Origin of the sequence: Tissierella praeacuta (genome assembly GCF_040396155.1) — a bacterium.
Lineage (GTDB): Bacteria > Bacillota > Clostridia > Tissierellales > Tissierellaceae > Tissierella > Tissierella praeacuta_A.
The window spans coordinates 1-22,523 of sequence record NZ_JBEBOY010000034.1 but is presented as its reverse complement, the minus strand read 5'-3'; the positions used below and the strand labels follow the sequence as shown (position 1 = coordinate 22,523).

28 protein-coding genes are annotated in these 22,523 nt (G+C 30.8%); all 28 read left to right on the top strand.

All coding sequences use genetic code 11. The features are described from left to right. Window positions 1–3: 3 nt before the first annotated feature. The 28 genes from ABWP20_RS14200 to ABWP20_RS14065 all read left to right on the top strand — a co-directional run bounded on the left by ABWP20_RS14200 (window position 4) and on the right by ABWP20_RS14065 (window position 22,212). A complete protein-coding gene (locus ABWP20_RS14200) occupies window positions 4–813 on the top strand; it encodes an RnfABCDGE type electron transport complex subunit B (protein WP_353096654.1) in 810 nt (269 codons plus the stop codon). Window positions 814–934: 121 nt separating this feature from the next. Then, a complete protein-coding gene (locus tag ABWP20_RS14195; RefSeq protein WP_353096653.1) occupies window positions 935–1,324 on the top strand; it encodes a NusG domain II-containing protein in 390 nt (129 codons plus the stop codon). Between the two features lie 14 nt (window positions 1,325–1,338). Next, window positions 1,339–1,854, top strand: a complete 516-nt coding sequence (locus ABWP20_RS14190) for a Gx transporter family protein (protein WP_353096652.1) — start codon at window positions 1,339–1,341, stop codon at window positions 1,852–1,854. Window positions 1,855–1,867: 13 nt separating this feature from the next. After that, window positions 1,868–2,449 (top strand): Maf family protein, encoded by a 582-nt coding sequence (locus ABWP20_RS14185; protein WP_353096651.1) that lies wholly within the window; start codon window positions 1,868–1,870, stop codon window positions 2,447–2,449. Window positions 2,450–2,465: 16 nt separating this feature from the next. Beyond that, complete coding sequence (gene radC, locus ABWP20_RS14180; RefSeq protein WP_353096650.1) at window positions 2,466–3,173, top strand: RadC family protein; 708 nt, start codon at window positions 2,466–2,468, stop codon at window positions 3,171–3,173. A gap of 26 nt (window positions 3,174–3,199) precedes the next feature. Then, the gene (locus ABWP20_RS14175) at window positions 3,200–4,231 is read left to right on the top strand and encodes a rod shape-determining protein (RefSeq protein ID WP_353096649.1); all 1,032 of its coding nucleotides are present in this window, start codon (window positions 3,200–3,202) and stop codon (window positions 4,229–4,231) included. 11 nt (window positions 4,232–4,242) lie between these two features. Beyond that, entirely contained in the window at window positions 4,243–5,079 is an 837-nt protein-coding gene (gene mreC, locus ABWP20_RS14170; protein ID WP_353096648.1) for a rod shape-determining protein MreC, read from the top strand. Window positions 5,080–5,094: 15 nt separating this feature from the next. Next, window positions 5,095–5,595 carry a rod shape-determining protein MreD gene (mreD, locus tag ABWP20_RS14165; protein WP_353096646.1) on the top strand — a complete coding sequence of 167 codons (501 nt, stop codon included), beginning with the start codon at window positions 5,095–5,097 and terminating at the stop codon, window positions 5,593–5,595. An 11-nt stretch (window positions 5,596–5,606) separates the two neighbouring features. Beyond that, window positions 5,607–8,945, top strand: coding sequence for a penicillin-binding transpeptidase domain-containing protein (locus tag ABWP20_RS14160; RefSeq protein ID WP_353096644.1), 3,339 nt, complete (start codon window positions 5,607–5,609; stop codon window positions 8,943–8,945). Between the two features lie 43 nt (window positions 8,946–8,988). Further along, window positions 8,989–9,660, top strand: a complete 672-nt coding sequence (gene minC, locus ABWP20_RS14155; protein ID WP_353096669.1) for a septum site-determining protein MinC — start codon at window positions 8,989–8,991, stop codon at window positions 9,658–9,660. 18 nt (window positions 9,661–9,678) lie between these two features. Next, window positions 9,679–10,491 carry a septum site-determining protein MinD gene (minD, locus tag ABWP20_RS14150; RefSeq protein ID WP_503012542.1) on the top strand — a complete coding sequence of 271 codons (813 nt, stop codon included), beginning with the start codon at window positions 9,679–9,681 and terminating at the stop codon, window positions 10,489–10,491. An 11-nt stretch (window positions 10,492–10,502) separates the two neighbouring features. Continuing rightward, a complete protein-coding gene (minE, locus tag ABWP20_RS14145; protein WP_353096642.1) occupies window positions 10,503–10,781 on the top strand; it encodes a cell division topological specificity factor MinE in 279 nt (92 codons plus the stop codon). 126 nt (window positions 10,782–10,907) lie between these two features. Further along, window positions 10,908–11,702: an FMN-binding protein gene (locus tag ABWP20_RS14140; RefSeq protein WP_353096640.1), complete on the top strand. Its 795-nt coding sequence runs from the start codon at window positions 10,908–10,910 to the stop codon at window positions 11,700–11,702. A 57-nt stretch (window positions 11,703–11,759) separates the two neighbouring features. Next, window positions 11,760–12,854: an FAD:protein FMN transferase gene (locus ABWP20_RS14135; RefSeq protein ID WP_353096638.1), complete on the top strand. Its 1,095-nt coding sequence runs from the start codon at window positions 11,760–11,762 to the stop codon at window positions 12,852–12,854. A gap of 58 nt (window positions 12,855–12,912) precedes the next feature. Next, a complete protein-coding gene (locus ABWP20_RS14130) occupies window positions 12,913–13,215 on the top strand; it encodes a hypothetical protein (RefSeq protein ID WP_353096636.1) in 303 nt (100 codons plus the stop codon). 109 nt (window positions 13,216–13,324) lie between these two features. Then, window positions 13,325–15,172, top strand: a complete 1,848-nt coding sequence (locus tag ABWP20_RS14125) for a TIGR03960 family B12-binding radical SAM protein (RefSeq protein WP_353096634.1) — start codon at window positions 13,325–13,327, stop codon at window positions 15,170–15,172. After that, complete coding sequence (locus tag ABWP20_RS14120) at window positions 15,169–15,864, top strand: TIGR03936 family radical SAM-associated protein (RefSeq protein ID WP_353096632.1); 696 nt, start codon at window positions 15,169–15,171, stop codon at window positions 15,862–15,864. Before ABWP20_RS14125 ends, ABWP20_RS14120 begins: the two co-directional genes overlap by 4 nt. Before the next feature lie 15 nt (window positions 15,865–15,879). Then, window positions 15,880–17,100 carry an Rne/Rng family ribonuclease gene (locus ABWP20_RS14115; protein ID WP_353096630.1) on the top strand — a complete coding sequence of 407 codons (1,221 nt, stop codon included), beginning with the start codon at window positions 15,880–15,882 and terminating at the stop codon, window positions 17,098–17,100. 155 nt (window positions 17,101–17,255) lie between these two features. Next, the gene (gene rplU / locus ABWP20_RS14110; RefSeq protein WP_353096628.1) at window positions 17,256–17,567 is read left to right on the top strand and encodes a 50S ribosomal protein L21; all 312 of its coding nucleotides are present in this window, start codon (window positions 17,256–17,258) and stop codon (window positions 17,565–17,567) included. A 3-nt stretch (window positions 17,568–17,570) separates the two neighbouring features. Continuing rightward, the gene (locus ABWP20_RS14105; protein ID WP_353096626.1) at window positions 17,571–17,918 is read left to right on the top strand and encodes a ribosomal-processing cysteine protease Prp; all 348 of its coding nucleotides are present in this window, start codon (window positions 17,571–17,573) and stop codon (window positions 17,916–17,918) included. Window positions 17,919–17,921: 3 nt separating this feature from the next. Beyond that, entirely contained in the window at window positions 17,922–18,212 is a 291-nt protein-coding gene (rpmA, locus tag ABWP20_RS14100; protein WP_353096624.1) for a 50S ribosomal protein L27, read from the top strand. A 210-nt stretch (window positions 18,213–18,422) separates the two neighbouring features. Next, the gene (gene obgE, locus ABWP20_RS14095) at window positions 18,423–19,694 is read left to right on the top strand and encodes a GTPase ObgE (RefSeq protein WP_353096622.1); all 1,272 of its coding nucleotides are present in this window, start codon (window positions 18,423–18,425) and stop codon (window positions 19,692–19,694) included. 20 nt (window positions 19,695–19,714) lie between these two features. After that, window positions 19,715–19,894 (top strand): hypothetical protein, encoded by a 180-nt coding sequence (locus tag ABWP20_RS14090; RefSeq protein ID WP_353096620.1) that lies wholly within the window; start codon window positions 19,715–19,717, stop codon window positions 19,892–19,894. A 17-nt stretch (window positions 19,895–19,911) separates the two neighbouring features. Then, a complete protein-coding gene (gene yhbY, locus ABWP20_RS14085) occupies window positions 19,912–20,205 on the top strand; it encodes a ribosome assembly RNA-binding protein YhbY (RefSeq protein WP_353096618.1) in 294 nt (97 codons plus the stop codon). Window positions 20,206–20,270: 65 nt separating this feature from the next. After that, entirely contained in the window at window positions 20,271–20,882 is a 612-nt protein-coding gene (nadD, locus tag ABWP20_RS14080) for a nicotinate-nucleotide adenylyltransferase (protein ID WP_353096616.1), read from the top strand. Then, window positions 20,875–21,444: a bis(5'-nucleosyl)-tetraphosphatase (symmetrical) YqeK gene (yqeK, locus tag ABWP20_RS14075; protein ID WP_353096614.1), complete on the top strand. Its 570-nt coding sequence runs from the start codon at window positions 20,875–20,877 to the stop codon at window positions 21,442–21,444. Before nadD ends, yqeK begins: the two co-directional genes overlap by 8 nt. Window positions 21,445–21,469: 25 nt before the next feature. After that, a complete protein-coding gene (gene rsfS / locus ABWP20_RS14070) occupies window positions 21,470–21,817 on the top strand; it encodes a ribosome silencing factor (RefSeq protein WP_353096613.1) in 348 nt (115 codons plus the stop codon). A gap of 14 nt (window positions 21,818–21,831) precedes the next feature. Next, a complete protein-coding gene (locus tag ABWP20_RS14065) occupies window positions 21,832–22,212 on the top strand; it encodes a RidA family protein (protein WP_353096612.1) in 381 nt (126 codons plus the stop codon). Window positions 22,213–22,523: the final 311 nt, after the last annotated feature.

The window sequence follows — 22,523 nt, the reverse complement described above, 5'->3', positions numbered from 1 at the left end:
AATATGATCGAAATATTAAATCCAGTTTTAGTATTAGGCGGATTAGGTCTTGCTTTTGGTATACTTCTATCTATTGCATCCAATGTCTTTGCGGTGAAAGTAGATCCAAAGGTAGAACAGGTCAGATCTGTATTACCTGGAGCTAATTGTGGCGCATGTGGATTCCCGGGATGTGATGGTTTGGCAAATGCTATAGCAGATGGTAAGGCTCCTGTTAATGCTTGTAATGTTGGAGGAAAACCAGTTGCTGAAAAAATAGCAGATATCATGGGAGTTAATGCTACAAATGTAGAAAAGAAAGTAGCTACAGTTCTTTGCCAAGGTAATTGCGATAAAGCAAAGGAAAAATATAGATATGAAGGTATTAAAGATTGTAGAGCCGCTAATATTTTACAAGGTGGAAGTAAAGCATGTTCCTATGGATGTTTAGGCTGTGGAACCTGTAAAGATGTTTGTGCATTTGGAGCAATTGAGATAATTGACGGAATAGCTGTTATAAACAAAGATAAATGTACAGCTTGTATGAAATGTATTGAAGCATGTCCTAAGTCTATTATTGAATTAGTTCCATACGATAATCAATTTGTTGTAAAATGTAAGAGCAATGATCCTGGTAAGGAAGTTAGGAGTAAATGTAGTACAGGATGTATAGGATGTCAAATCTGTGTTAAAAATTGCCCGGAAGAAGCAATTAGTTTCGAAAATAATTTAGCAAAAATTAACTATGATAAATGTGTAAACTGTGGAATATGTGCTGGAAAATGTCCTACTAAGGCTATATACTCTAATGTAGCTAAAGATGCATCAGTTTAATATTTAAAGAGCCGTTGAGGCTCTTTTCTTTTTATTAAATTGTAACTTGTAAATAAAAAATATAAATGGTAAACTAATAATGTATGAAATTAGCTTAAGCATGTAAATAAAGGATGATTAGATGACAAAAGGTGATAAATATTTAATAATCATTATTATATTAATTAGCTTAGGTTCTTTAGGCTTTATTAAAAATAATGCAATTAGTAATAAAGAAAAATATATTAGTATTCAAATAGATGGTAAGGAATATAAAAAAATAATATTTGATAAATCTATGGTAGGAAAAACTATACCTATTGAAACTAAATTTGGATATAATTTGGTTGAAATAGGAGAGGACAAGGTTAGGGTAATAGAGGCTGATTGTCCTGATAAAATAGACGTACTACAAGGATATATTTCTAAGCCAGGTGAAATAATAGTATGTTTGCCAAATAAACTAGTAATAGAGATAAAAGGAACAGAAAAAATAGAAGAAACAGAAGAAATAGATTATATAAGTCGCTAAGGATGATAGAAGAAATGAAGAAATTGAACAAAATAATATTTTTATCCCTATTAACATCAATAGGCCTTGCTTTATCAGTATTGGAATCGGCAATTCCTTTGCCAATTCCAATACCTGGGGCTAAACTAGGGCTTTCTAATATGGTAATTTTAGTTTCTTTAGTCATATTTGGATTTAAAGAAGCTTTTGTAGTAGGGGTATTAAAAAGCATAGTACTTGTACTTATAACTGGTAGTGTATCTAGTCTTATATATAGTCTTTCAGGATCCATATTATCTTGTATAATAATGTTTATTGTATATAAATATTTTAGTAGGTTTTTTAGCCTTATAGGTGTAAGTATCTTTGGTGCAGTAGCTCATAATGTTGCTCAAGTTAGTGTTGCTGCAGCTATGATGTATAACCTTAGAATATATTCTTATCTGCCTATTCTCTTGCTTATGAGTTTGTTTACTGGATATTTTGTAGGTCTTTCATCAATCTATATATCTAAAAGTTTGAAGAAAAACCTAAATTCACATTTTGGATAATTAAGGAGATAATATGGAAAAAATAATACTAGCATCTTCTTCTCCAAGAAGAAAAGAAATATTGAATAAATACAAATTAAATCCAATAATATTTGGAGCTCAAATTGAGGAAAAATTAAGAGGAGGAGAATCGCCGAAACAAGTGGCAATGTCCTTAGCTTTTGAAAAATCATTTTGGGTAAGTAATCACTTTAGTAATGGTGAAATTATTATTGGAGCAGATACAATAGTGGTTTTGGAAGATACGATACTAGGCAAGCCTAAGGATGAAGATGATGCATTTAGGATTCTATCTTTGTTAAGTGGAAAAGAACATAGTGTAATTACTGGAATTTGTATTATGAAAGCAAATACTAATATGAAAATCATAGACTATGAAATGACGAAAGTTAAATTTAGACATTTATCTGAGGAACAAATAATAAGATATATTCATACAAAGGAACCCTTAGATAAAGCAGGCGCATATGGAATTCAAGGATATGGTCAGATTTTAGTTGAAAAAATAGATGGATGTTATTCTAATGTGGTAGGATTACCACTAGGAAAACTTGACTACTTATTAAATAAGTTTTTTGATATACAAATATTATAGATAAGTGGGTGGGGGCATGGATATTAATCTGGATTTTCAAAGGAATCATACTATTAAGGAACTTCCAATGACAGAAAGACCAAGAGAAAAGCTTTATAGTCATGGACCTGGAGCATTATCGAACGAGGAATTATTGGCTATTATAATTAGAACAGGTAACAAAAATGATTCAGCCATTGACTTAGCTAGGAAGATTTTAAGTAGAGATAACAGAGGATTAGTGTATTTGCGAGATACCACATTACAAGAACTAATGGAAACTAAAGGAGTAGGTAAATGTAAGGCAGCTCAAATATTAGCAGCTATAGAAATAGGCAAGAGGATAAATTTTAGGGAAGCTTTATCAAAGGTTAAGATAACTGAACCTAACACCATAGCAAATCTATATATGGATGAGATGAGATATTTACAAAAAGAACATTTTAGAGTTTTATTATTAGATACAAAGAATCAAATAATTGCAACTGAAGAAATTTCAGTAGGGACATTAAATGTTTCCATAGTACATCCGAGAGATGTTTTTAAAGCAGCCATAAAAAGAAATTCCAATTCTATGATTTTGATACATAATCACCCTAGTGGTGATCCGACTCCAAGCAATGAGGATATAAATGTAACTAATCGCTTGGTAGACGCTGGTAACTTAATTGGAATAAAGGTGTTAGATCATATAATAATTGGAGATAATAGATATATAAGTTTTAAGGAAAAGAATCTAATTTAAGTTTTATTAAGGAAGGAGCAAATAATATGGGTTTATTGAGTGGATTTGTAAAGGATATGGGAATAGATTTAGGAACAGCAAATACTTTAGTTTATATAAAAGGTAGAGGAATTGTAGCAAGAGAACCTTCGGTTGTTGCTATACAAACTAATACTAAGCAGGTCTTAGCAGTAGGAGAAGAAGCAAAAAAAATGATAGGTAGAACACCAGGAAATATTGTAGCCATTAGACCTTTAAAGGATGGGGTAATAGCTGATTTTGATGTAACAAAGAATATGCTAAAATATTTTATAAGAAAAGCTACGAAGAAAAGAACATTCCTTCAACCTAGAGTTGTAGTGTGTGTACCTAGTGGAGTTACAGAAGTTGAGAAAAGAGCAGTTGAAGAAGCGGCGATACATGCTGGTGCAAGAGATGCTTATTTAATTGAAGAGCCTATGGCAGCAGCTATTGGCGCAGGATTACCTGTTCAGGAGGCAACAGGTTCTATGATAGTAGATATTGGTGGAGGTACCACTGAAGTAGCTATAATTTCCTTAGGTGGTATAGTAACTTCCAAGTCTATTAGAGTAGGTGGAGATGAGTTAGATGAATCTATAGTAAATTTTATTAAGAAGGAATATAGCTTAATGATTGGTGAACGCACAGCTGAAGAAGTTAAAATAACAATAGGCTCAGCTGATGGGAACTCAGAAATTTCTACAATGGAAATCAGAGGAAGAGATATGATTAGTGGATTACCTAAGACAAGAACTATAAGTTCGAAGGAGATTTATGATGCAATGAAGGAACCAATCCACAGTATTTTAGAAGCAATAAAATCTACTTTAGAAAAAACACCACCAGAATTAGCATCGGATGTAATGGAACAAGGGATAATGTTAACTGGAGGGGGAGCTCTTTTAGAAGGCTTAGATAGACTAATCATTGAAGAAACTGGTATGCCTGTTCATATTGCTGAGGAACCTTTAGATTGTGTTGCAATAGGTACAGGAAAAGCATTGGATAGTATAGAAATACTTAAAAAGACTATTTCAAATAATAAAAAAATAGGCTAAGTGGTGATATTATGTCTTTTTTCAATAAGAATAAAGAAAGAATGATGGTAACGGCTGTTGCTATCATTCTAATTGTTCTAATAGGTGTTACTAGTAGTGAACGAATGGCTTTAAGTAAATTTGAAAGAGTAGTAGGAAACCTTCTAACTCCTATAGGGAAGATATCCAATTCAGTTGGTAAAGGATTATCTGATTTTTTTTATAATATTAAAAATATTGTTAAATTAAAAGAAGAAAATGAAGAATTGAAAAAACGAGTGGCAAAATTAGAAGAAGAAAATAGAAACTATATAAATATTATAGGTAAAACTGACTATTTAAAGAATGAAATTAAGCTTTTAGATAAGACAAGCTTTAATTTAATACCAGCTCAAGTAGTAGGAAAAGAACCTGGAAATTGGTTTGATAGATTTACCATAGATAAAGGTACAAAAGATGGAATAAAAAAAGGTAGTACAGTTGTCCAAGGGATTGAGTTGGAACAAAACACTGTAATTGAAGGAATAGTCGGACGAGTAACTGATGTAGGAGATAATAATGCTAAAATAGTTACAGTTGTAGATGAAATTAGTAGTATATCCTTTAAGGTTTTAAGAACCCAAGACGGCGGAATGATATCAGGGAGCATAGATGGAGAAGTTTCAGGATATTTATTTGATAACAAAGCTGATGTTATAAAAGGAGATAAATTGTTTACTTCTGGACTTGGCGGAGTTTTTATCAAGGATATCTATATTGGAGAAGTAGAAGAAATAGTTAGTGATGATGAAGACTTAATGAAGAAAATAAAAGTTAAGCCAGCAATGAATTTCAAGAAGCTGTATAAAGTATTTGTAATATCTGATTAAGATTGAGGGATATATATGACTGTGTTAATATTGATTTTGGTAGTTTTAGTAAACTTTTTTTTGCAAAGCTCCATACTTCCATATGTTAATATTTTAGGAGTTGTACCAAATACAGCTCTTCTTATAGTGATTTCTATATCATTGTTTAGAGGTAGATATTATGGAGGATTTATAGGGCTTATAATAGGGCTTATTCAGGATATAGTATTTGCTCCTGTAATAGGAATAAATGCATTTATATACTTTTTTGCAGGATATTTAGTGGGATTAGTTGAGAATAAAGTAACCAAAGAAAATATGCTTATACCAATATTGTTTTCTATTCAAGGTACAATATATTATAATTTTTCTTACTATGTGTTCATGTTTTTCTTATCTAGAGATATCCCATTTTTATCCTTTGTAAAAGATGTATTGTTGATTGAAATCATATATAATGGTGTTTTATCTATTCCTATATACAAAATATTTTCTAAAATTTTTGTTGTTCCAAAGATAAGGTTTGGAAGTAGATAGAGGTGAGATAGATGAAATTATTAGAAAAAATATTTAATAGATATAATATTGTTACATATGTTGTCATCTTACTTATGTTTACACTATCATTTAGATTAGCGACTTTAACCATTGCTAAAGGAGATTATTATAGAGATATATCAGATAATAAAAGATTAAAAGAAGTGTATGTATCTGCTCCGAGAGGAGAAATACGAGATAGATATGGTAGACTTTTAGCAGGAAATAATCCTAGCTTTACTGTACAGATTTTAAAAGACGAATTAAATATAAAAGATAAAGAAAAGAAAAATAATGCTTTACTTTCCTTAGTAAGGTTGTTAGAGGAAGATGGAATCAGTTATGTTAATGATTTTCCTATTAATTTAAATGTATTTAAATATAAAGATGAAAAAGACTATTTTAATCAAGATATCATGCCAAATGATAAGGTTGTTGATATTATAATTGATCAAGGACTTTTGTTGGAATTATTGAGAACTTCTTATATTCATCAAGAATATAAGGAACACTATCAATTTGCAACTGCTCAAATAGCTATTAATGCATTAAGAAATAAGGGAATTGAAGTACCCATAACTGTAAAGAATGTTGGTAATGCAGTAGAAATAGAATATAATGTATCTGAAGATACTGCTAAATGGATGAATAATTATAAAATACCAAATAATTTTTCTCCTGTTGATGCATTAATTAAATTAATTGATAATGATAAAAACATTATAAGAAAGATAATAGATCATCCTATTTCAAGGAAATTAGTATATGGGATTATGGAAAAAAGGGGCGTGACTGATAATATTATCTTAGATGAATACTCTTTATCCTATGATGAAGAATATAAAAATCAGAAAAGGATTTTAATGAATTCATATAGTGGAATAACGGAGAATACTACAGCTAAGGAAGATTTCATTACGATTGTTTCTGAGTCATCTATTTATAATCTTTTAGAAAAAGTAGTAACTAAAGAGAATGATAAAGGTAAAACTGAGGTTTTAGTACCTGGAAAAATACTTTTAGATATGGTCTTAGAAAAGAATCAGGACGTGCCTATAAAAATAGAATTAAGTGAAGATAAATCCAATGTAATATATAAATATATGGGAAGTTCCAATATAGGAGATAAATCTCCCATAGACATTTTATTGGAATATAGTAAAAAATCTGGTGTATTAGGAGAGTTTATTACTTCTAATAATATTAAATCTTTAGCACAGGAACAACTTTTGTTAGATGGAATAAATGCGAAGATTTCAATTGCAAAGGATATTGAATATGTATTTGTCAATAACAAGAAAAATTGGTATAGTGATAATGGGATAGATGAACACAGTACTACTAAAGAGGCGCTTGAGCATTTAAAGGAGAAATATGAAATACCGAAGAGTTTAAGTAATTATGAATCTAGAGCTGTTTTATCATTATATGAATTACTTAGTAAACAAGGGCATATGGCTTATCAACCTATAAATATTGCTTATGGAATACAAGATACTACTGTAGCTAAGATTGAGGAAGGACTAGCAGATTTACCAGGAATACAGGTATCCATAGAACCAGTAAGGTATTATCCAGAAGGAACTACAGCCGCACATATATTGGGATATTTAGGTAAGATTAGTCAATCAAATGAAATAAAAAAGTATGTAGATGAAAAAAAATATTCACCTAACGATATCATAGGAAAGACTGGAATTGAAGAAAGCTTTGAAGATGCCTTAAGAGGAGAAAATGGAATTAAGAGGGTTGAAGTTGATGCCGTGGGAAATACAACAAATATTATTGACGAGAAAAAACCAGTCCCAGGAAATAATATTTATTTAACATTAGATTTAAAGCTTCAAAAATTTTCTGAGGATGCTTTGAAAAAAACCTTAGAAAAAATACAGGTTGGTGGAGTATATGAAAGTCCTTGGGGAAATTATAAGTTTGGGACTAATAGAAAAAAGAATAGACCCTATAAAAATGCTACATCTGGTGCAGTAGTAGTTTTAAATGTCAAGACAGGTGAAGTTTTGTCCAGTGTAAGCTATCCTTCTTATGATCCAAATTTATTTGCAACAGGAATATCTAATACGGATTGGCTAAGTCTATTTCCGGAAAATGATAAGGATCCATTGGCACCAAGACCACTGTATAATGTTGCTACACAAACAGCAGTGCAACCAGGTTCAACGTTTAAGATGGTAACAGCTTTAGCGGCTTTAGATAAGGGATTGAGTCCTACTAAGAAAATAAGGGATATGGGTTATGTTGAATTAGGTAATTACCGTCCAGGCTGTTGGATTTGGAATCAAAGCAGAGGAACTCATGGATATGAAAATATGTATGAAGCCATTAGGGATTCTTGTAACTATTATTTCTATTCATTGGCCTTTGGTAGAAATCCAAGAACTGGAGAAAATATAGGGGTTAAACTTGAGATAGAGGATATAGTGAATCTATCTAAACAATTAGGATTAAATGATAAAACTGGTATAGAGATAAATATACCAGCGGAGACTTCAGGAGGAGTGCCTAATCCTCAAATAAAGATAATAACTACTAAAACATTGCTAAGATCTTATCTTAAGAGAAATATACGAAACTATCTAAAGAAAGATATAGTTTTAAATGATTCTGAAATTACAAATATTATAGAAGACATAGTCAGTTGGACAGATTTAGAGGAGCCACTAACTAGAGGTGAAGTTATTAGGAGATTGGACACCTTTGGTATTGAGCCGGAGAAAAAATTATCTGGTGAAAAAGAAGGATTAGCAGATAAGATAAAATATACTTATTTAAATCAAGCTGGCTGGAATATTTCAGATACATTAAATGTAACTATTGGACAAGGCCAGAGCTCCTATACACCTATGCAAATGGCAAATTATATAGCAACCATATCAAATGGTGGTTATAAACATGAGGTAACTCTAATTGATAATATTAAAAATTATAATAATTCAAAACTTTTATTTGACAATGAACCTAAATCTACAAGAATAGAATTAAATGATTATAGCAATTTAGAACACGTAAAACAGGGAATGGCATTGGTGTCTAGTGATGGTTCAATGAGAAAGGTATTTGGCAATTTTCCTGTTAAAGTAGGTTCAAAAACAGGTACTGCACAGAAATCAGGGATTAACCCTTCTACTGGAGATACTTATGATGATTTTTCATGGTTTGTTGCCTTTGCACCTTATGATGATCCTGAGATCGCAGTAGTTTCAGTAATATTTCAAGGTGGTAGTGGAGGTTATGGTGCTCCTATGGCAAGAGATATTATTGCAGAATACTTAGGATTAAACGCAATTGGGACAAAAGAAGCATTACCTTTCAAAAACAGTTTGGTAGAATAGATATAGAAAGTCATTACAGATTATATTGGAGGTAATTTTGAAAGTGAAAGAAGAGCTACTCAATTTTAGAGGCATAAAAGAAGGAATATTTTTAGATATTAGTGGTGACGATCTTTTATCTATTAGAGAAGAGTTAGAGAGAAAAATGAAGAAGGCCTCTAAATTTTATCATGGAGCAAAACTTTTAGGTATTAAATCTGAAAAATTGTCTTCTGAAGATTTAATAGAGTTGAAGCTAATTTTAAAATATAAATATGATTTAATTGTTTCTCAAGATGAACTACCTAAACATATATTAGAATCTTATTCGTCTGATGGCGTAGGATATAATGAAGAAAATGCTCTTAAGGAGGATACTTCCTTTGAAGGTATCAAATGTGGTATGACAAAGTTTGTTAATAGGACATTAAGATCTGGGCAAATTGTGGAATATGATGGTAATATAGTTATAATAGGAGATGTAAATCCAGGAGCGATTATAAAAGCTAAAGGTAATATAATAGTAGTTGGTAGCATCAAAGGAGTTGCCCATGCTGGGTTTGATGGCAATTCCAATGCTATAGTTGCATCTTATAATTTACAGCCAACTCAACTAAGAATTGGAGATAAAATTGCCAGACCGCCAGATGAGTATATGGCAACATGCGGGCTACCAGAAGTTGCTAAAATAAAAAATGGGGAAGTAGTAATTGAACCTTATTTGCCTAAGAAATAATTAAAGGGAGGATAATAAATGGATAAAGAAAAACTGGGAACTGCTATAGTTATCACTTCAGGAAAGGGTGGAGTTGGTAAGACCACTACATCAGCAAATATTGGGACAGGCTTGGCTATTTTAGGAAAATCCGTAGTAGTAGTTGATGCAGACATTGGATTGAGAAATTTAGATGTAGTAATGGGTTTAGAGAATAGGATAGTTTATGACATAGTAGATGTTGTAGAAAAAAATTGTAGGTTGAAACAAGCTTTAATAAGGGATAAAAGACATGAGAAATTATACCTTCTACCAGCAGCTCAAACTAAGGATAAGTCTGCTATAAGTCCAGAGCAGATGCTTGAATTAGTTAATGAGTTAAAGAAGGAATTTGATTATATTATAATAGATTCACCTGCAGGAATAGAACAGGGTTTTCAAAATTCAATAGCAGGAGCAGATATAGCTATAATAGTGACTACACCTGAAATATCAGCTGTGCGAGATGCAGATAGAGTTATCGGGCTACTTGAATCTAAAGGATTATATAATCCTAAGCTAATAATTAATAGAATTAGACAGGAAATGGTTAAAAGAGGAGATATGATGAATATGGATGATATAATAGACATTTTAGCCATTGATCTTTTAGGAATAGTGCCAGATGATGAAGCAATAGTTATATCAACTAATAAAGGGGAGCCAGTAGTAATAGACGAAAAAGCATTATCAGGAAAAGCCTATAAAAATATAACTAGAAGGATAATGGGGGATGAAGTAGAACTACTAAACCTAGATGTAAATGAAGAGGGGAAGTTAAGTAAAATCCTAAAATTATTATTTAGTAAATAGGGGGGAATTTCTTGGATCTTTTTAAATTATTTAGTAAAAAAGAGGAGAAAAGCAAAAACGTTGCTAAAGAAAGACTTAAATTAGTATTGGTTCATGATAGGGCAGATCTTTCACCTAAGTTTTTGGATATGATTAAAGGGGATATCATTAGAGTAATATCTGAATATGCAGATATTGACGAAGAAGGATTAGACATTAAATTGACTAGGATGAAAAGGGATGTAGATAGCTCTACTATCTCTGCTTTAGTAGCAAATATTCCTATAGTAAAAGTAAAAGATAATCAATAGTTATTACAAAACTATTAGATAATTTATAATATTAAAATATCCATTGATATATTTTATGGTATAATATATACTAGTATGGGTATAAAGCAAATGAAAAAACTATATTTAATTCACGGGGGGAGTAAAATGAAAAAAAGAATTCTTATTCTAATGTTAGCATTTGCACTAATGACTGCTGTTTTTACTGGTTGTTCTAAGAAAGATGTAGCACCAGTTGATGAAAGCAAACCTACAGCAGCAGGAGAAACAGGTGGTACTTTAGTTGATGGTATTTATTTAGTTAAAATGCCAGTTAGTGATCATGGAAACTATGCTATGGCAAAATTAGAAGTAAAAGATGAAGAAGCAGTATCTTTAAACTACAATGAATACTTGGCAGATTCAGGAGAAGCTAAATCAGAGGCAAATTATGCTTATGCAGAGGGTCTTGCTGTAATTAAAGATTTAAATGACCAATTTAATGATAAAAAGGACCTTAATGCAATAGACTTTGATGCGGTTTCAGGAGCCACTCATACTAAAGGTAGTTTCAAGGAAGTAGCTCAAATGTTATTGGATAAGGCAGCTAAGGGAGAGACATATACAGAAGCTTATAAAGATGGAGTTTATGAAGCTAAGGCTCAAGAACCTAGTCATGGCTGGTTATCAGAAGTTGAAGTAAGAGTTCAAGATGGGCAAATAGTAGGTGTTAATTATTCAGAGGTTGCCGTAGAAGATTCAGATGGAGTTAAAAAAGGAGATTTAAAATCAGCTGATAATTATTCTTATGCTGTGCCATTTGAAGTAATACCAGCAGTTCAAAAATTGATTATTGATAATAATGGAACAGAGAATATTAATGTAGATGATATTGCAGGAGCAACAAGTACAAGAAATACTATTATCGAACTAGTAAATGAAGCATTAAGTTCAGCAAAATAGAAAAAATAAGACCCTAACTTTTAGTTAGGGTTTTTTCAAGTGATATGGAGTGATGAAATGAAAGAAATAAAGTACAGTAGATTAATTATAATTTTAGTATTAATATTATTTGCCACTGGTTGTACAGATAAAGAGCAATTAAAGGACACAAAACTCCCTCCAGAGTCCAACTCATTATCTAAAACAGAGCCTATATCTAGGACGGAATTCTTAATGAATACAGTAATGACTATTAAAATATACGATAATAATGATGAGAAGATTTTAGAACAAGTATTTTCAAGATTAAAAGAGATAGAAAATAGGATGAGTGCTACATTAGAGAATAGTGATGTGGACAAGATAAATGAGAATGCAGGGATAAAACCTGTTACTGTTAATGAAGATACTTATTTTGTAATAGATGAAGCAAAACATTATGCAGAGATTTCAAATGGTGCTTCAGATCCTACTATAGGAACTTTAGTAAATTTGTGGAATATTTCATCTGGGGAAAAAAACAGAACGTCCATACCTAGTGTTGAAGAAGTAGAAGAAAATAAATCTTATGTTAATTATAAGAACCTAGAATTATTAGATGATAATCAGGTGTTTTTAAAAGAAAAAAATATGAGAATAGATTTAGGCAGTATAGTAAAGGGGTATGCCGCTGATGAAGTTAATAGAATACTAACAGAAAACGGAGTTAAATCAGCTATTATTGATTTAGGGGGAAATGTTTTTGCCCATGGAGAAAAGCTAGATAGCTCCTATTGGAAGATTGGAATACAAGATCCATTTGAATTTACAGGAAACTATTTAGGGATACTTGAAGTAAAGAATAGTTCGATAGTTACTTCTGGTGATTATGAAAGGTTTTTTGAATATAAGGGGAAAAGATACCACCATATTTTAGATGCCAAAACAGGATATCCTGCGGAAAATGAAATTACAGGTGTATGTGTTATTTCTAATAAATCAATAGATGGCGATGCTTTATCTACAACCTTATTTGTATTAGGTTTAGATAAAGGAAAGGACCTAGTAAATTCTTTGGAAGATGTGGAGGCTATGTTTATCACAAAGGATAAATCCATTTATATAAGCAAAAATTTGAAGGATAAATTTACTTTAGGAAAAGAAAATACATCTTTTACTATAAAAGAATATTAATTTGGTATAAAATACACCTTAAATAAATAAAATATTATTAATTAGGGTGGGTGATTATATGGATAGAGGAAGATATAAGGTAAATAGGAATTTCTTTAAAAGTAATAAATACTACAATAAGCTTGTAAATAGGATTATCTTTGTCTTGATTATTTTGTTAATTATTTTAGTAATAAAGATGATGAATAATAAGACAACCAATACTATTATTAAAATCATTGAAAAAAATATATACTATGATTTTAGTATGGAGAAGGATGGAAAAAAGATAAAAGACTATTTAGTAAAAGTAGTTAATGGTTCCAAAGGAACTATAGAGGAACTTGTGGAACAATTTAATAAAACCAACAATTTTAATTAATACCTCGGGTAATTACCCGAGGTATTAATCTGATAAGAAAATTTTCCTACTAATATTAAGAGAAAAGTGATAAGATAATATCTATAGTATTGATGAAAGGTGGAAACAAATGATAAATAAAAAAATTCTAGATAGGGTATTAAAAAGAGTTGAAAAACCTGCTAGATATATAGGAATGGAGCAAAATTCCATAATAAAAGATTTAAACAATGTGAAAGTAAAATTTGCCTTTTCCTTTCCAGATGTATACGATGTAGGGATGTCCCATTTAGGACTTCATATTTTATATAATTTAATAAATCAAGAAGATGACTTTGCATGTGAAAGAGCATTTGCACCTTGGACAGATATGGAAGAAGAAATGAGACGTGAAGATCTTCCGCTTTTTACATTAGAGAATAAAGAAGAAGTAAGAAATTTTGATTTTTTAGGGTTCACATTGCAGTATGAGATGAGCTATACTAATATATTAAATATTTTAGACTTATCTAAAATTCCATTACTGTCAAAAGATAGAACAGATGAAGATCCACTTGTTATAGCAGGGGGACCTTGTGCTTATAATCCAGAACCTATAGCAGAATTTATAGATTTTTTTACTATAGGTGAAGGGGAAGAAATTACATTAGAAATTCTTGAATTATATAGAGAGCATAAGGAAAAAGAATGGAATAGAGAAAGATTTTTAAAAGAAGTGGCTAAATTAGAAGGAGTATATGTACCTAAATTTTATGATATAGTGTATAATGACGATGGAACCATCAAGGAAATGGTAAGATTAGATGAAGTGGTTCCAAAGGTAGTAAATAAAAGAATGATAAGAGATTTGAATTCTATGTTTGCACCTGAGAAGATGATTGTACCTTTTATTGAAACTGTACATGATAGAGTTAGCATGGAAATCTTTAGAGGATGTACCCGTGGATGTAGATTTTGTCAAGCGGGAATGATTTATAGGCCTGTAAGAGAAAAGTCAGTAGATAGAATAGTTGAATTAGCAGAAAAATTAATCGAAAGTACTGGATATGAGAATGTTTCACTATCTTCCCTTAGTTCATGTGACTATTCAGAACTTCTTGTATTGATATCAAGACTAATGGATAAATTTGAGGAAAAGAAGGTAGGAGTTTCTTTACCATCTTTAAGACTGGATTCATTTAGTATTGACGTATTAAAAGAAATAGAAAAGGTTAGAAAATCAGGATTAACCTTTGCTCCTGAAGCAGGTAGTCAAAGGCTCAGGGATGTAATTAACAAAGGTATAACTGAGGAAGATTTAGTAAACACAGTTTCCTATGTATTTAGGGAAGGATGGTCTACTATTAAATTATATTTTATGATTGGATTGCCTACAGAGACAGACGAAGATGTAATGGGAATAAAGGATTTAGCTTATAAAGTAAAAGATATGTTTTTTGACATGCCAAAGGAAGAGAGAAAAGGAAATCTAAAAGTTACTGCTTCTGCATCCTGTTTTGTACCAAAGCCATTTACACCTTTTCAATGGATGGGGCAAGATTCAATTGATGAGTTTTATAGAAAGATATACCTAGTTAAAAACAGTGTAAAAGATAATAAAGTTACATTTAACTATCATGATCCAAAATTAAGTTATCTAGAGGCAATAATTGCTCGTGGAGATAGAAAAATATCTAAATTAATTTTAAAAGCATGGGAAAATGGATGTAAATTTGATGGCTGGTCAGAGCATTTCAAATACGATGTTTGGATAGATACTATGAAAGAAATAGGAATAGATGGTGAATTTTATGCCTTGAGAGATAGAACCTTGGAAGAAACATTACCTTGGGATTTTATAAACCCAGGAGTATCTAAGGGATATTTAATTAAGGAGTATAAAAAATCCTTAGAAGAAGAAACTACAAATGATTGTAGGCTACAATGCAGGGGTTGTGGAATTAAGGACTGCCCAATGAATGGTGGTGTAAGTAAATGATTTTAAGAGTTATATTTAATAAAAAGAATTATTTGAAATACATTGGACATCTAGATTTAATGAGATTATTCCATAGGTCATTTAACAGAGCTGATATTCCGCTAAAGTACTCTGAAGGATTTAATCCTCATCCAAAGTTTTCCATAGCAAGCCCTTTATCCCTTGGCATAGAATCAGAAGAGGAATATATGGATGTGGAGCTTGATTACATTCCAATAGATGAGTTTATAGAAAAAGTAAATGCTGTATTGCCGAAAGATATTCAGATAATTAAAGGTAAATATTTAGATAAAGAAGAATCAATTGCTTCTTTAATATCTTGGGCCTTTTATGAGATAAATTTTGATATAGTCCATAAGAAAGAGAAAAAAGATTTAGAAGATATATTATCTAAATGGTTGTCTCGAGAAGAAATAATGATTACTAAATTGAAGAGAAAAGGCAAGAAGAGAATTGAGAAAGAAGAGAACATTAGAGGCTTTATAGGAAATTTAGTTATTAAAGAAAATCGAGATGAAAATATAGCAATAGATGCTTTGCTTAAATCTGGAGGCAATGGAAATTTGAAGCCTATGGATTTTATGGAAGCTCTAAATAGAGATACTTGTCTTAATATAGATATGGATTCCATAAATATAAAGAGATTATGTTTATATGCAGAAAAGGATGAGAATATATATAAACCGCTATAAGATGGGAGAATTAGGATGAATTATATTTTTATTGATTCTTTAGATGGAATTAATAGAGTAGGTATTGTAGAGAACAATATACTTGTAGAATTTCATTTAGAAGAACAAGAAAGAAAGATTGTTGGAAATATCTATAGAGGAAGAGTTGCTAATGTATTACAAGGTATGGATGCAGCCTTTGTAGATATTGGTGAAAGCAAAAATGCTTATTTATATGTAAAGGAAGCTTTACCTAAGGATATCTTATATAATGGAAGAATATATAAGATATCTGAAATCCTTAAATCTGGTCAGGAAATAATAGTGCAGGTAGTAAAGGAAGCTTCAGGTAATAAAGGGGCAAAGGTGACAACACATATTGAAATACCAGGTAGATATTTAGTATTTACTCCTTTTTCTAATAAAGTAAATATTTCTAAAAAGATTAAAGGTTCTATTGAAGTGGAAAAACTGAAATGTATAGGTAAAAGGATTATAAAAGATGATATGGGAATAATCTTTAGAACAGCTTCTGAGTCAATAGATGAATCTATATTAAAGGAAGAATATGATATTCTATATAATATTTATACAAAGATTGAAAGGGAAAGAAATTTTTTACCTTGTCCTAAACTTCTTTATGTGGAGCCGAGTTTAGCCTATCAGATAATAAGAGATAGTTATAATGATGCTACGGAGAAAATCATAGTTAATAGTAAGGATGTATATGATAATTTAATTTTGACTGAAGAACTTTATCCATTTAAGTTCTCAGATAAAATTAAATTAAATACAGATTTTTCAATATCTTATGATATGGGAATACAGTCAGACTTAAAAACTGCATTGCAGAGAATGGTACCATTGAAATCTGGCGGATATCTAGTTATAGATGAAACAGAAGCCCTTACAGCCATAGATGTGAATACTGGGAAGTTTGTTGGTACTAGTTCTTTAGAGGAAACAGTATTAAAAACTAATATAGAAGCAGCAGAAGAGATAGCAAGACAGATTAGGCTTAGAGATATTGGAGGAATTATAATAATAGATTTTATAGATATGAAAGATAAAAAAGATATTTCAATGGTGCTATCTGTTCTTAGAAAACATCTGAAAAGGGATAAGATAAAGACCAATATTATAGACATAACAAAACTTGGTCTTGTTGAATTAACAAGAAAAAAGATAAGTAGGTCTCTATCATCTAACTTTTATAAAAAATGCCCAACATGTGAAGGAAGAGGAAATATACTGTAGTAAGTTAAATATTGATTATAGTATACAATAAATTGTCTATTGACAATAGTATAGATATTTGTTAAAATACTTGGGTGTAGAGCCGCTCAATCTGGGTTTAAGTCCTTCATGGCACCCTGCATTGGCGAGACTGGGTTAGAGGAGGTGCAATCATAATGTACGCTGTAATAGAAACTGGTGGTAAACAATATAGAGTTCAACAAGGTGATGTTGTTTTCGTAGAGAAAATAGATGCAGAAGAAGGTTCAAATGTAAATTTTGATAAAGTTCTTTTAGTATCTAAAGAAGGCGATATAGTTGCTGGTAAACCTTATGTTGATGGTGCTAAAGTTGAAGCTGTTGTTTTAGAACAAGGAAAGGCTAAGAAAATAGTTGTTTTCAAATATAAGGCTAAAAAGAACATAAGAAAGAAACAAGGACATCGTCAACCATTTACTAAGGTAAAAATTGAAAATATAGTTGGCTAAGATATGATAGTAGCTAAGATATATAGAGATGAAAATTATTATATTAGAAAATATACCATAGAAGGACATGCAGATTATGATTCCTATGGTAAGGATATAGTATGTGCTGCTATATCAGTACTTTCTCAAACCACATTATTGTCTTTAGTGAAAGTTTGTGGAGTGGAGGAAAATAGCATTAATTACTTCATAGATGAGAAAAAAGGGTTTCTTGATGTAGAATTACCTAAGAATATAGATAAGATTAAATTAGATAAAACACAAATCCTATTAGAATCATTAGTAGTAGGGATTAATTCAATAATAGAAAGTTACCCAGAGTATGTAGCACTCAAGAATGGGGAGGTGTAATTGATGATTAAATTGAATTTACAATTATTTGCTTCTAAAAAAGGAGTAGGTAGCTCTAGAAACGGTAGGGATAGTGAAGCTAAAAGATTGGGTGTCAAAAGAGGAGACGGACAATTCGTTTTAGCTGGTAATATTCTAGTTAGACAAAGGGGCACTAAGATACACCCTGGAAATAATGTAGGTAAAGGCGGAGATGATACTTTATTTGCAACAGTTGATGGTGTAGTTAAATTTGAAAGAAAAGGTAGAGACAAAAAACAGGTTAGTGTTTATCCTGCAGAGGAATTAGCGTAGATTTTAAGCTTACCATGGTGGTAAGCTTATATTTTTTATATAAATATATTTATAGTATAAAAAAATTGTATCGGAATAAAATAAATAGGAAAATCAGCAATTAAAGTAGTTAAAAGTCAATATATTAATTGACAGACTAAATAAAATTGATATAATAAATTTATCAGATTTCTGAAGGATAGGAAAAGTAATTGATAAGGATGATGAACTATGTTTATAGATGTGGCAAAGATACATGTCAAAGCTGGTAAAGGTGGAGATGGTATTGTAGCCTGGAGAAGAGAAAAGTATGAGCCTGCTGGTGGACCTTATGGAGGAGATGGAGGAAATGGAGGAAGTATAATCCTAAAGGCTGATGATGGGATTAGAACCCTAATGGATTTTAGATATAAGCGTTCATATACTGGTCAAAACGGTGAAGATGGAAGAAGCAAGAAACAGTTTGGCAAGGCAGGAGAGAATATTATATTAAAAGTACCTGTAGGAACATTAGTTAAAGATGGAAATACAGGAGGGGTAATAATAGATCTAAAGGAAAAAGATCAAACTTTTATTATAGCTAGAGGTGGCAGAGGCGGTAGAGGAAATGCTAAATTTGCAACTGCTACACGTCAGGCACCTGGATTTGCTGAGCCTGGTACAAAAGGACAGGAAAGAGATATAGTGTTAGAACTAAAGCTTCTTGCAGATATAGGACTTATAGGATTTCCAAATGTAGGAAAATCAACTATACTCTCTATTATTTCTGCAGCCAAACCCAAAATAGCAAACTATCATTTTACAACTTTAAAGCCAAATCTTGGAGTTGTTAGAATAGGTGAAGAAAAATCTTTTGTTATAGCAGATATCCCGGGACTTATTGAAGGAGCCCATGAAGGAGCAGGATTAGGTCATGATTTTTTAAGGCATATTGAAAGAACTAGAGCACTTGTACATGTATTGGATATTTCTGGTAGTGAAGGCAGAGACCCTGTAGAAGATTTCTATAAGATTAATGAGGAATTAGGTCAATATAATATAAAACTAGTTGATAAGCCACAGATAATAGTGGCAAACAAGATGGATATACTAGGAGCAGATGAAGAATTAGAAAAGATTAAAAAAGAATTTGAACCAAAGGGATATAAAATATACCCTGTTTCAGCGGCCACATTAAAAGGTATAGATGAACTTAAATATGCTATGTGGGATTTGCTTTCCAGTATTGAAACTAGTTATGAAACTTTCGATGAAGAGTTTATGCATGAGGAAGAAGATGACGATACTTCAATAATTGTCAAAAAAGAAGATGGCAAATATATTGTAGAGGGAACATTTATTGAAAGACTTCTAGGTTCAACTTATTTCGATGATGTAGATTCTTTAAGATATTTCCAAGATATGCTAAGGAAAAAAGGAGTAATAGACGAACTTAATGAATTGGGAATACAAGAATATGAATCAGTATTTATTTGTGGATATGAATTTGAATTTTTTGATTAAATGGAGGTAAAAGGAGTAAAATGGACTGCTTAAGTTGTGGAAACTGTAAAGAAAATCAACCAACATATTATTGTTTAATGAAAAATGAAGTTGTGATAAATGAAAACTATAAACCAAATGAAAAGCTAAGAACAGGTTGGAAGAAGGGAAATACAGACTACGAAAAGCATAGAAGGCAAAGAAAAGAAGTAGAAGTTTAATTAGGGGAGTGGAGCAGTTGTTAACAGGAAAACAAAGGTCGTATTTAAAAAGCCTTGCTCATACTATGGAGCCGATATTTCAAGTAGGTAAAAATGGAATAACTGAAAACTTTATTAAGCAAGTAGAAGATGCTTTAGAGGCAAGGGAATTAATAAAGATAAAGGTGTTAAATAATAGTTTGTTAGATGCAACTGAAGTTGCTAATCAAATATCTGATGAAATCAATGCAGAATTTGTACAAAGTATTGGAAATAAATTTGTTTTATATAAAGAATCCAAAGAAAATAAAAAAATTGAATTACCAAGTTAAAGAAATTATAAACTTCAGAATCTTATATATTTCTGAAGTTTAATTATTGATTATGGAGGAAATTTATGAAGATTGGAGTAATGGGAGGTACTTTTGACCCTATACACAATGGACATTTAATAGCGGCGGAATATGCTAGAACTTCCTTAAATCTAGATAAGATAATTTTCATACCTTCAGGTACTCATCCCTTTAAGAATAATAAAAATATTAGTGAGCCAAATAAGAGGAAGGACATGATTTTGTTGGCTATAGATTCAAACAACTATTTTAAAATATCATCTATAGAAATTAATCGGATGGGCACCACTTATACTATAGATACTATAATGGAATTAAGGGAAGAGTATAAAAGGGATGAAATATATTTTATAATAGGCTCTGATATTCTTTTTGAATTAGAAAAATGGAAAGGCTTTAAGGAGCTTATTGGATTATGTAAGTTTATATTACTCTATAGACCTGGACAAGAGGAGAATATAGATAAAAAAATTAAAGACTTAGAATATTATAATATTCAGATTAAAAAAGTTAAATCACCACTTATTGAGATTTCTTCCACCGAAATTAGAAATAGGGTTAACAATAAATTAAGTATAAAATATCTTGTACCAGAATCTGTTGAACAATATATTTTAAAATATGATTTATATAGTGGAGAGAAAATATATGAATAAATCTTTAGAGAATAAATTAATAGAAGATATTGGGGAAAGAAGATATAATCATTCAGTTAGAGTCATGGAAGTAGCAATAGAACTTGCTAAGATATATGATGCAGACATAGAAAAAGTTAAGATAGCAGCAATTTTACATGATTCTGCTAAGTTAATGGATGAAACATACTTATTGAAAATGGCATCTGATTTTGATATAATTTTAGATGCTTGTATGAAATACAATTATGAGCTTATACATGGTCCACTAGGAGCTAAAATAGCGAAAGAAAAGTATGGAATAGAAGACACTCAAATATTAGATGCTATTTGTTATCATACTACAGGTAAAGAGAATATGAGTATATTAGATAAGATAATTTATATTGCTGACTATATAGAGCCTTATAGGAATTTTCAAGGTATTGAGGAAGTGAGAAAATTAGCTTTTGAAGATTTAGATAAAGCTTTAATATTGGCAATGGAAAAGACTATAACTTTTCTAATTGAAAAGAATAAACTTATTCATCCTGATACAATAAAGGCAAGAAACTATCTGATAGTTCATTTAAATAAAAGATAGAAAATAAAATTTAGGGGGTAAATTTATGCTAGATTTAGAAAATAAATTATCCATCATCACTAGAGCTTGTGAAGACAAAAAAGGAATAGACATTAAATTGTTAAATATATCAAAACTAACTTCTATTGCGGATTATTTTGTCATTGTAAGTGGAAACTCGTCAACACAGGTAATGGCAATAGCTGATGAGGTAGAAAGTAAGATGATTGAAGCAGGAGAGTTAGAATTCTCAAAAGAAGGGTATCAAAGTGGTAGATGGGTGCTCTTAGACTTTAATGATATAATAGTTCATGTATTTCATAAAGAAGAAAGAGAGTTTTATAACCTTGAAAGACTATGGTCTGATGAGAGGGAAAGAAATAACTTAAATTAAGGGAGGAAAATATAATGACATCAAGATTTTTATCAACAGAAAAAGCACCAGCAGCAGTAGGTCCTTATTCACAAGGAGTAAAGGCTGAAAATATAATTTTTACATCAGGTCAATTACCTATAGATCCTGCAACTGGGGAGTTATCAAAAGGAGACATACAAAAAGAAACAAGATTATGCTTAGAAAATGTAAAGGCTGTTTTGGAAGCTGGTCATGCAAGTGTAGAACATTTAGTTAAAGTAACAGTTTTTGTAACTGATATAAATGATTTCGCTAAGATCAATGAAGTTTATGCAGAGTTTTTTGGAGATCACAAACCTGCTAGATCTCTAATGCAAGTAGGAGCATTACCTAAGGGTGCAAATATTGAAATTGAAGGCGTTGCAATAATATAACTGAAAGCTTAACTGAGTAAAGCTTAAAAGATGTTCTCGTGGAATAAACAGATAAAGAATAAAAATCTGTTTATGAAATGGGAATATTTTTTATATTTATTTACCTTTAATACTTTATATACTCTTATTTATATCTATTTTAAAGTTTGAAAAACATTAGATATTGTAGTATAACATAGTAAATTATTGGGAATAACAAGACATACCTTAATATATAGGTTGGAAAAATGTAACATAGATATAAAGTAAAATTAAATTTACCTGTTGTGCTAGTTAAAAATTACAAATATAAAAACTCCAGCAATTATGTT

Bases quoted from the DNA above. Each gene is read 5' to 3' on its own strand.
- ABWP20_RS14200 (WP_353096654.1), top strand. From the start codon at position 4: ATGATCGAAATATTAAATCCAGTTTTAGTATTAGGCGGATTAGGTCTT.
- ABWP20_RS14195 (WP_353096653.1), top strand. From the start codon at position 935: ATGACAAAAGGTGATAAATATTTAATAATCATTATTATATTAATTAGC.
- ABWP20_RS14190 (WP_353096652.1), top strand. From the start codon at position 1,339: ATGAAGAAATTGAACAAAATAATATTTTTATCCCTATTAACATCAATA.
- ABWP20_RS14185 (WP_353096651.1), top strand. From the start codon at position 1,868: ATGGAAAAAATAATACTAGCATCTTCTTCTCCAAGAAGAAAAGAAATA.
- radC (WP_353096650.1), top strand. From the start codon at position 2,466: ATGGATATTAATCTGGATTTTCAAAGGAATCATACTATTAAGGAACTT.
- ABWP20_RS14175 (WP_353096649.1), top strand. From the start codon at position 3,200: ATGGGTTTATTGAGTGGATTTGTAAAGGATATGGGAATAGATTTAGGA.
- mreC (WP_353096648.1), top strand. From the start codon at position 4,243: ATGTCTTTTTTCAATAAGAATAAAGAAAGAATGATGGTAACGGCTGTT.
- mreD (WP_353096646.1), top strand. From the start codon at position 5,095: ATGACTGTGTTAATATTGATTTTGGTAGTTTTAGTAAACTTTTTTTTG.
- ABWP20_RS14160 (WP_353096644.1), top strand. From the start codon at position 5,607: ATGAAATTATTAGAAAAAATATTTAATAGATATAATATTGTTACATAT.
- minD (WP_503012542.1), top strand. From the start codon at position 9,679: ATGGATAAAGAAAAACTGGGAACTGCTATAGTTATCACTTCAGGAAAG.
- ABWP20_RS14140 (WP_353096640.1), top strand. From the start codon at position 10,908: ATGAAAAAAAGAATTCTTATTCTAATGTTAGCATTTGCACTAATGACT.
- ABWP20_RS14135 (WP_353096638.1), top strand. From the start codon at position 11,760: ATGAAAGAAATAAAGTACAGTAGATTAATTATAATTTTAGTATTAATA.
- ABWP20_RS14130 (WP_353096636.1), top strand. From the start codon at position 12,913: ATGGATAGAGGAAGATATAAGGTAAATAGGAATTTCTTTAAAAGTAAT.
- ABWP20_RS14125 (WP_353096634.1), top strand. From the start codon at position 13,325: ATGATAAATAAAAAAATTCTAGATAGGGTATTAAAAAGAGTTGAAAAA.
- ABWP20_RS14120 (WP_353096632.1), top strand. From the start codon at position 15,169: ATGATTTTAAGAGTTATATTTAATAAAAAGAATTATTTGAAATACATT.
- ABWP20_RS14115 (WP_353096630.1), top strand. From the start codon at position 15,880: ATGAATTATATTTTTATTGATTCTTTAGATGGAATTAATAGAGTAGGT.
- rplU (WP_353096628.1), top strand. From the start codon at position 17,256: ATGTACGCTGTAATAGAAACTGGTGGTAAACAATATAGAGTTCAACAA.
- ABWP20_RS14105 (WP_353096626.1), top strand. From the start codon at position 17,571: ATGATAGTAGCTAAGATATATAGAGATGAAAATTATTATATTAGAAAA.
- rpmA (WP_353096624.1), top strand. From the start codon at position 17,922: ATGATTAAATTGAATTTACAATTATTTGCTTCTAAAAAAGGAGTAGGT.
- obgE (WP_353096622.1), top strand. From the start codon at position 18,423: ATGTTTATAGATGTGGCAAAGATACATGTCAAAGCTGGTAAAGGTGGA.
- ABWP20_RS14090 (WP_353096620.1), top strand. From the start codon at position 19,715: ATGGACTGCTTAAGTTGTGGAAACTGTAAAGAAAATCAACCAACATAT.
- nadD (WP_353096616.1), top strand. From the start codon at position 20,271: ATGAAGATTGGAGTAATGGGAGGTACTTTTGACCCTATACACAATGGA.
- yqeK (WP_353096614.1), top strand. From the start codon at position 20,875: ATGAATAAATCTTTAGAGAATAAATTAATAGAAGATATTGGGGAAAGA.
- rsfS (WP_353096613.1), top strand. From the start codon at position 21,470: ATGCTAGATTTAGAAAATAAATTATCCATCATCACTAGAGCTTGTGAA.
- ABWP20_RS14065 (WP_353096612.1), top strand. From the start codon at position 21,832: ATGACATCAAGATTTTTATCAACAGAAAAAGCACCAGCAGCAGTAGGT.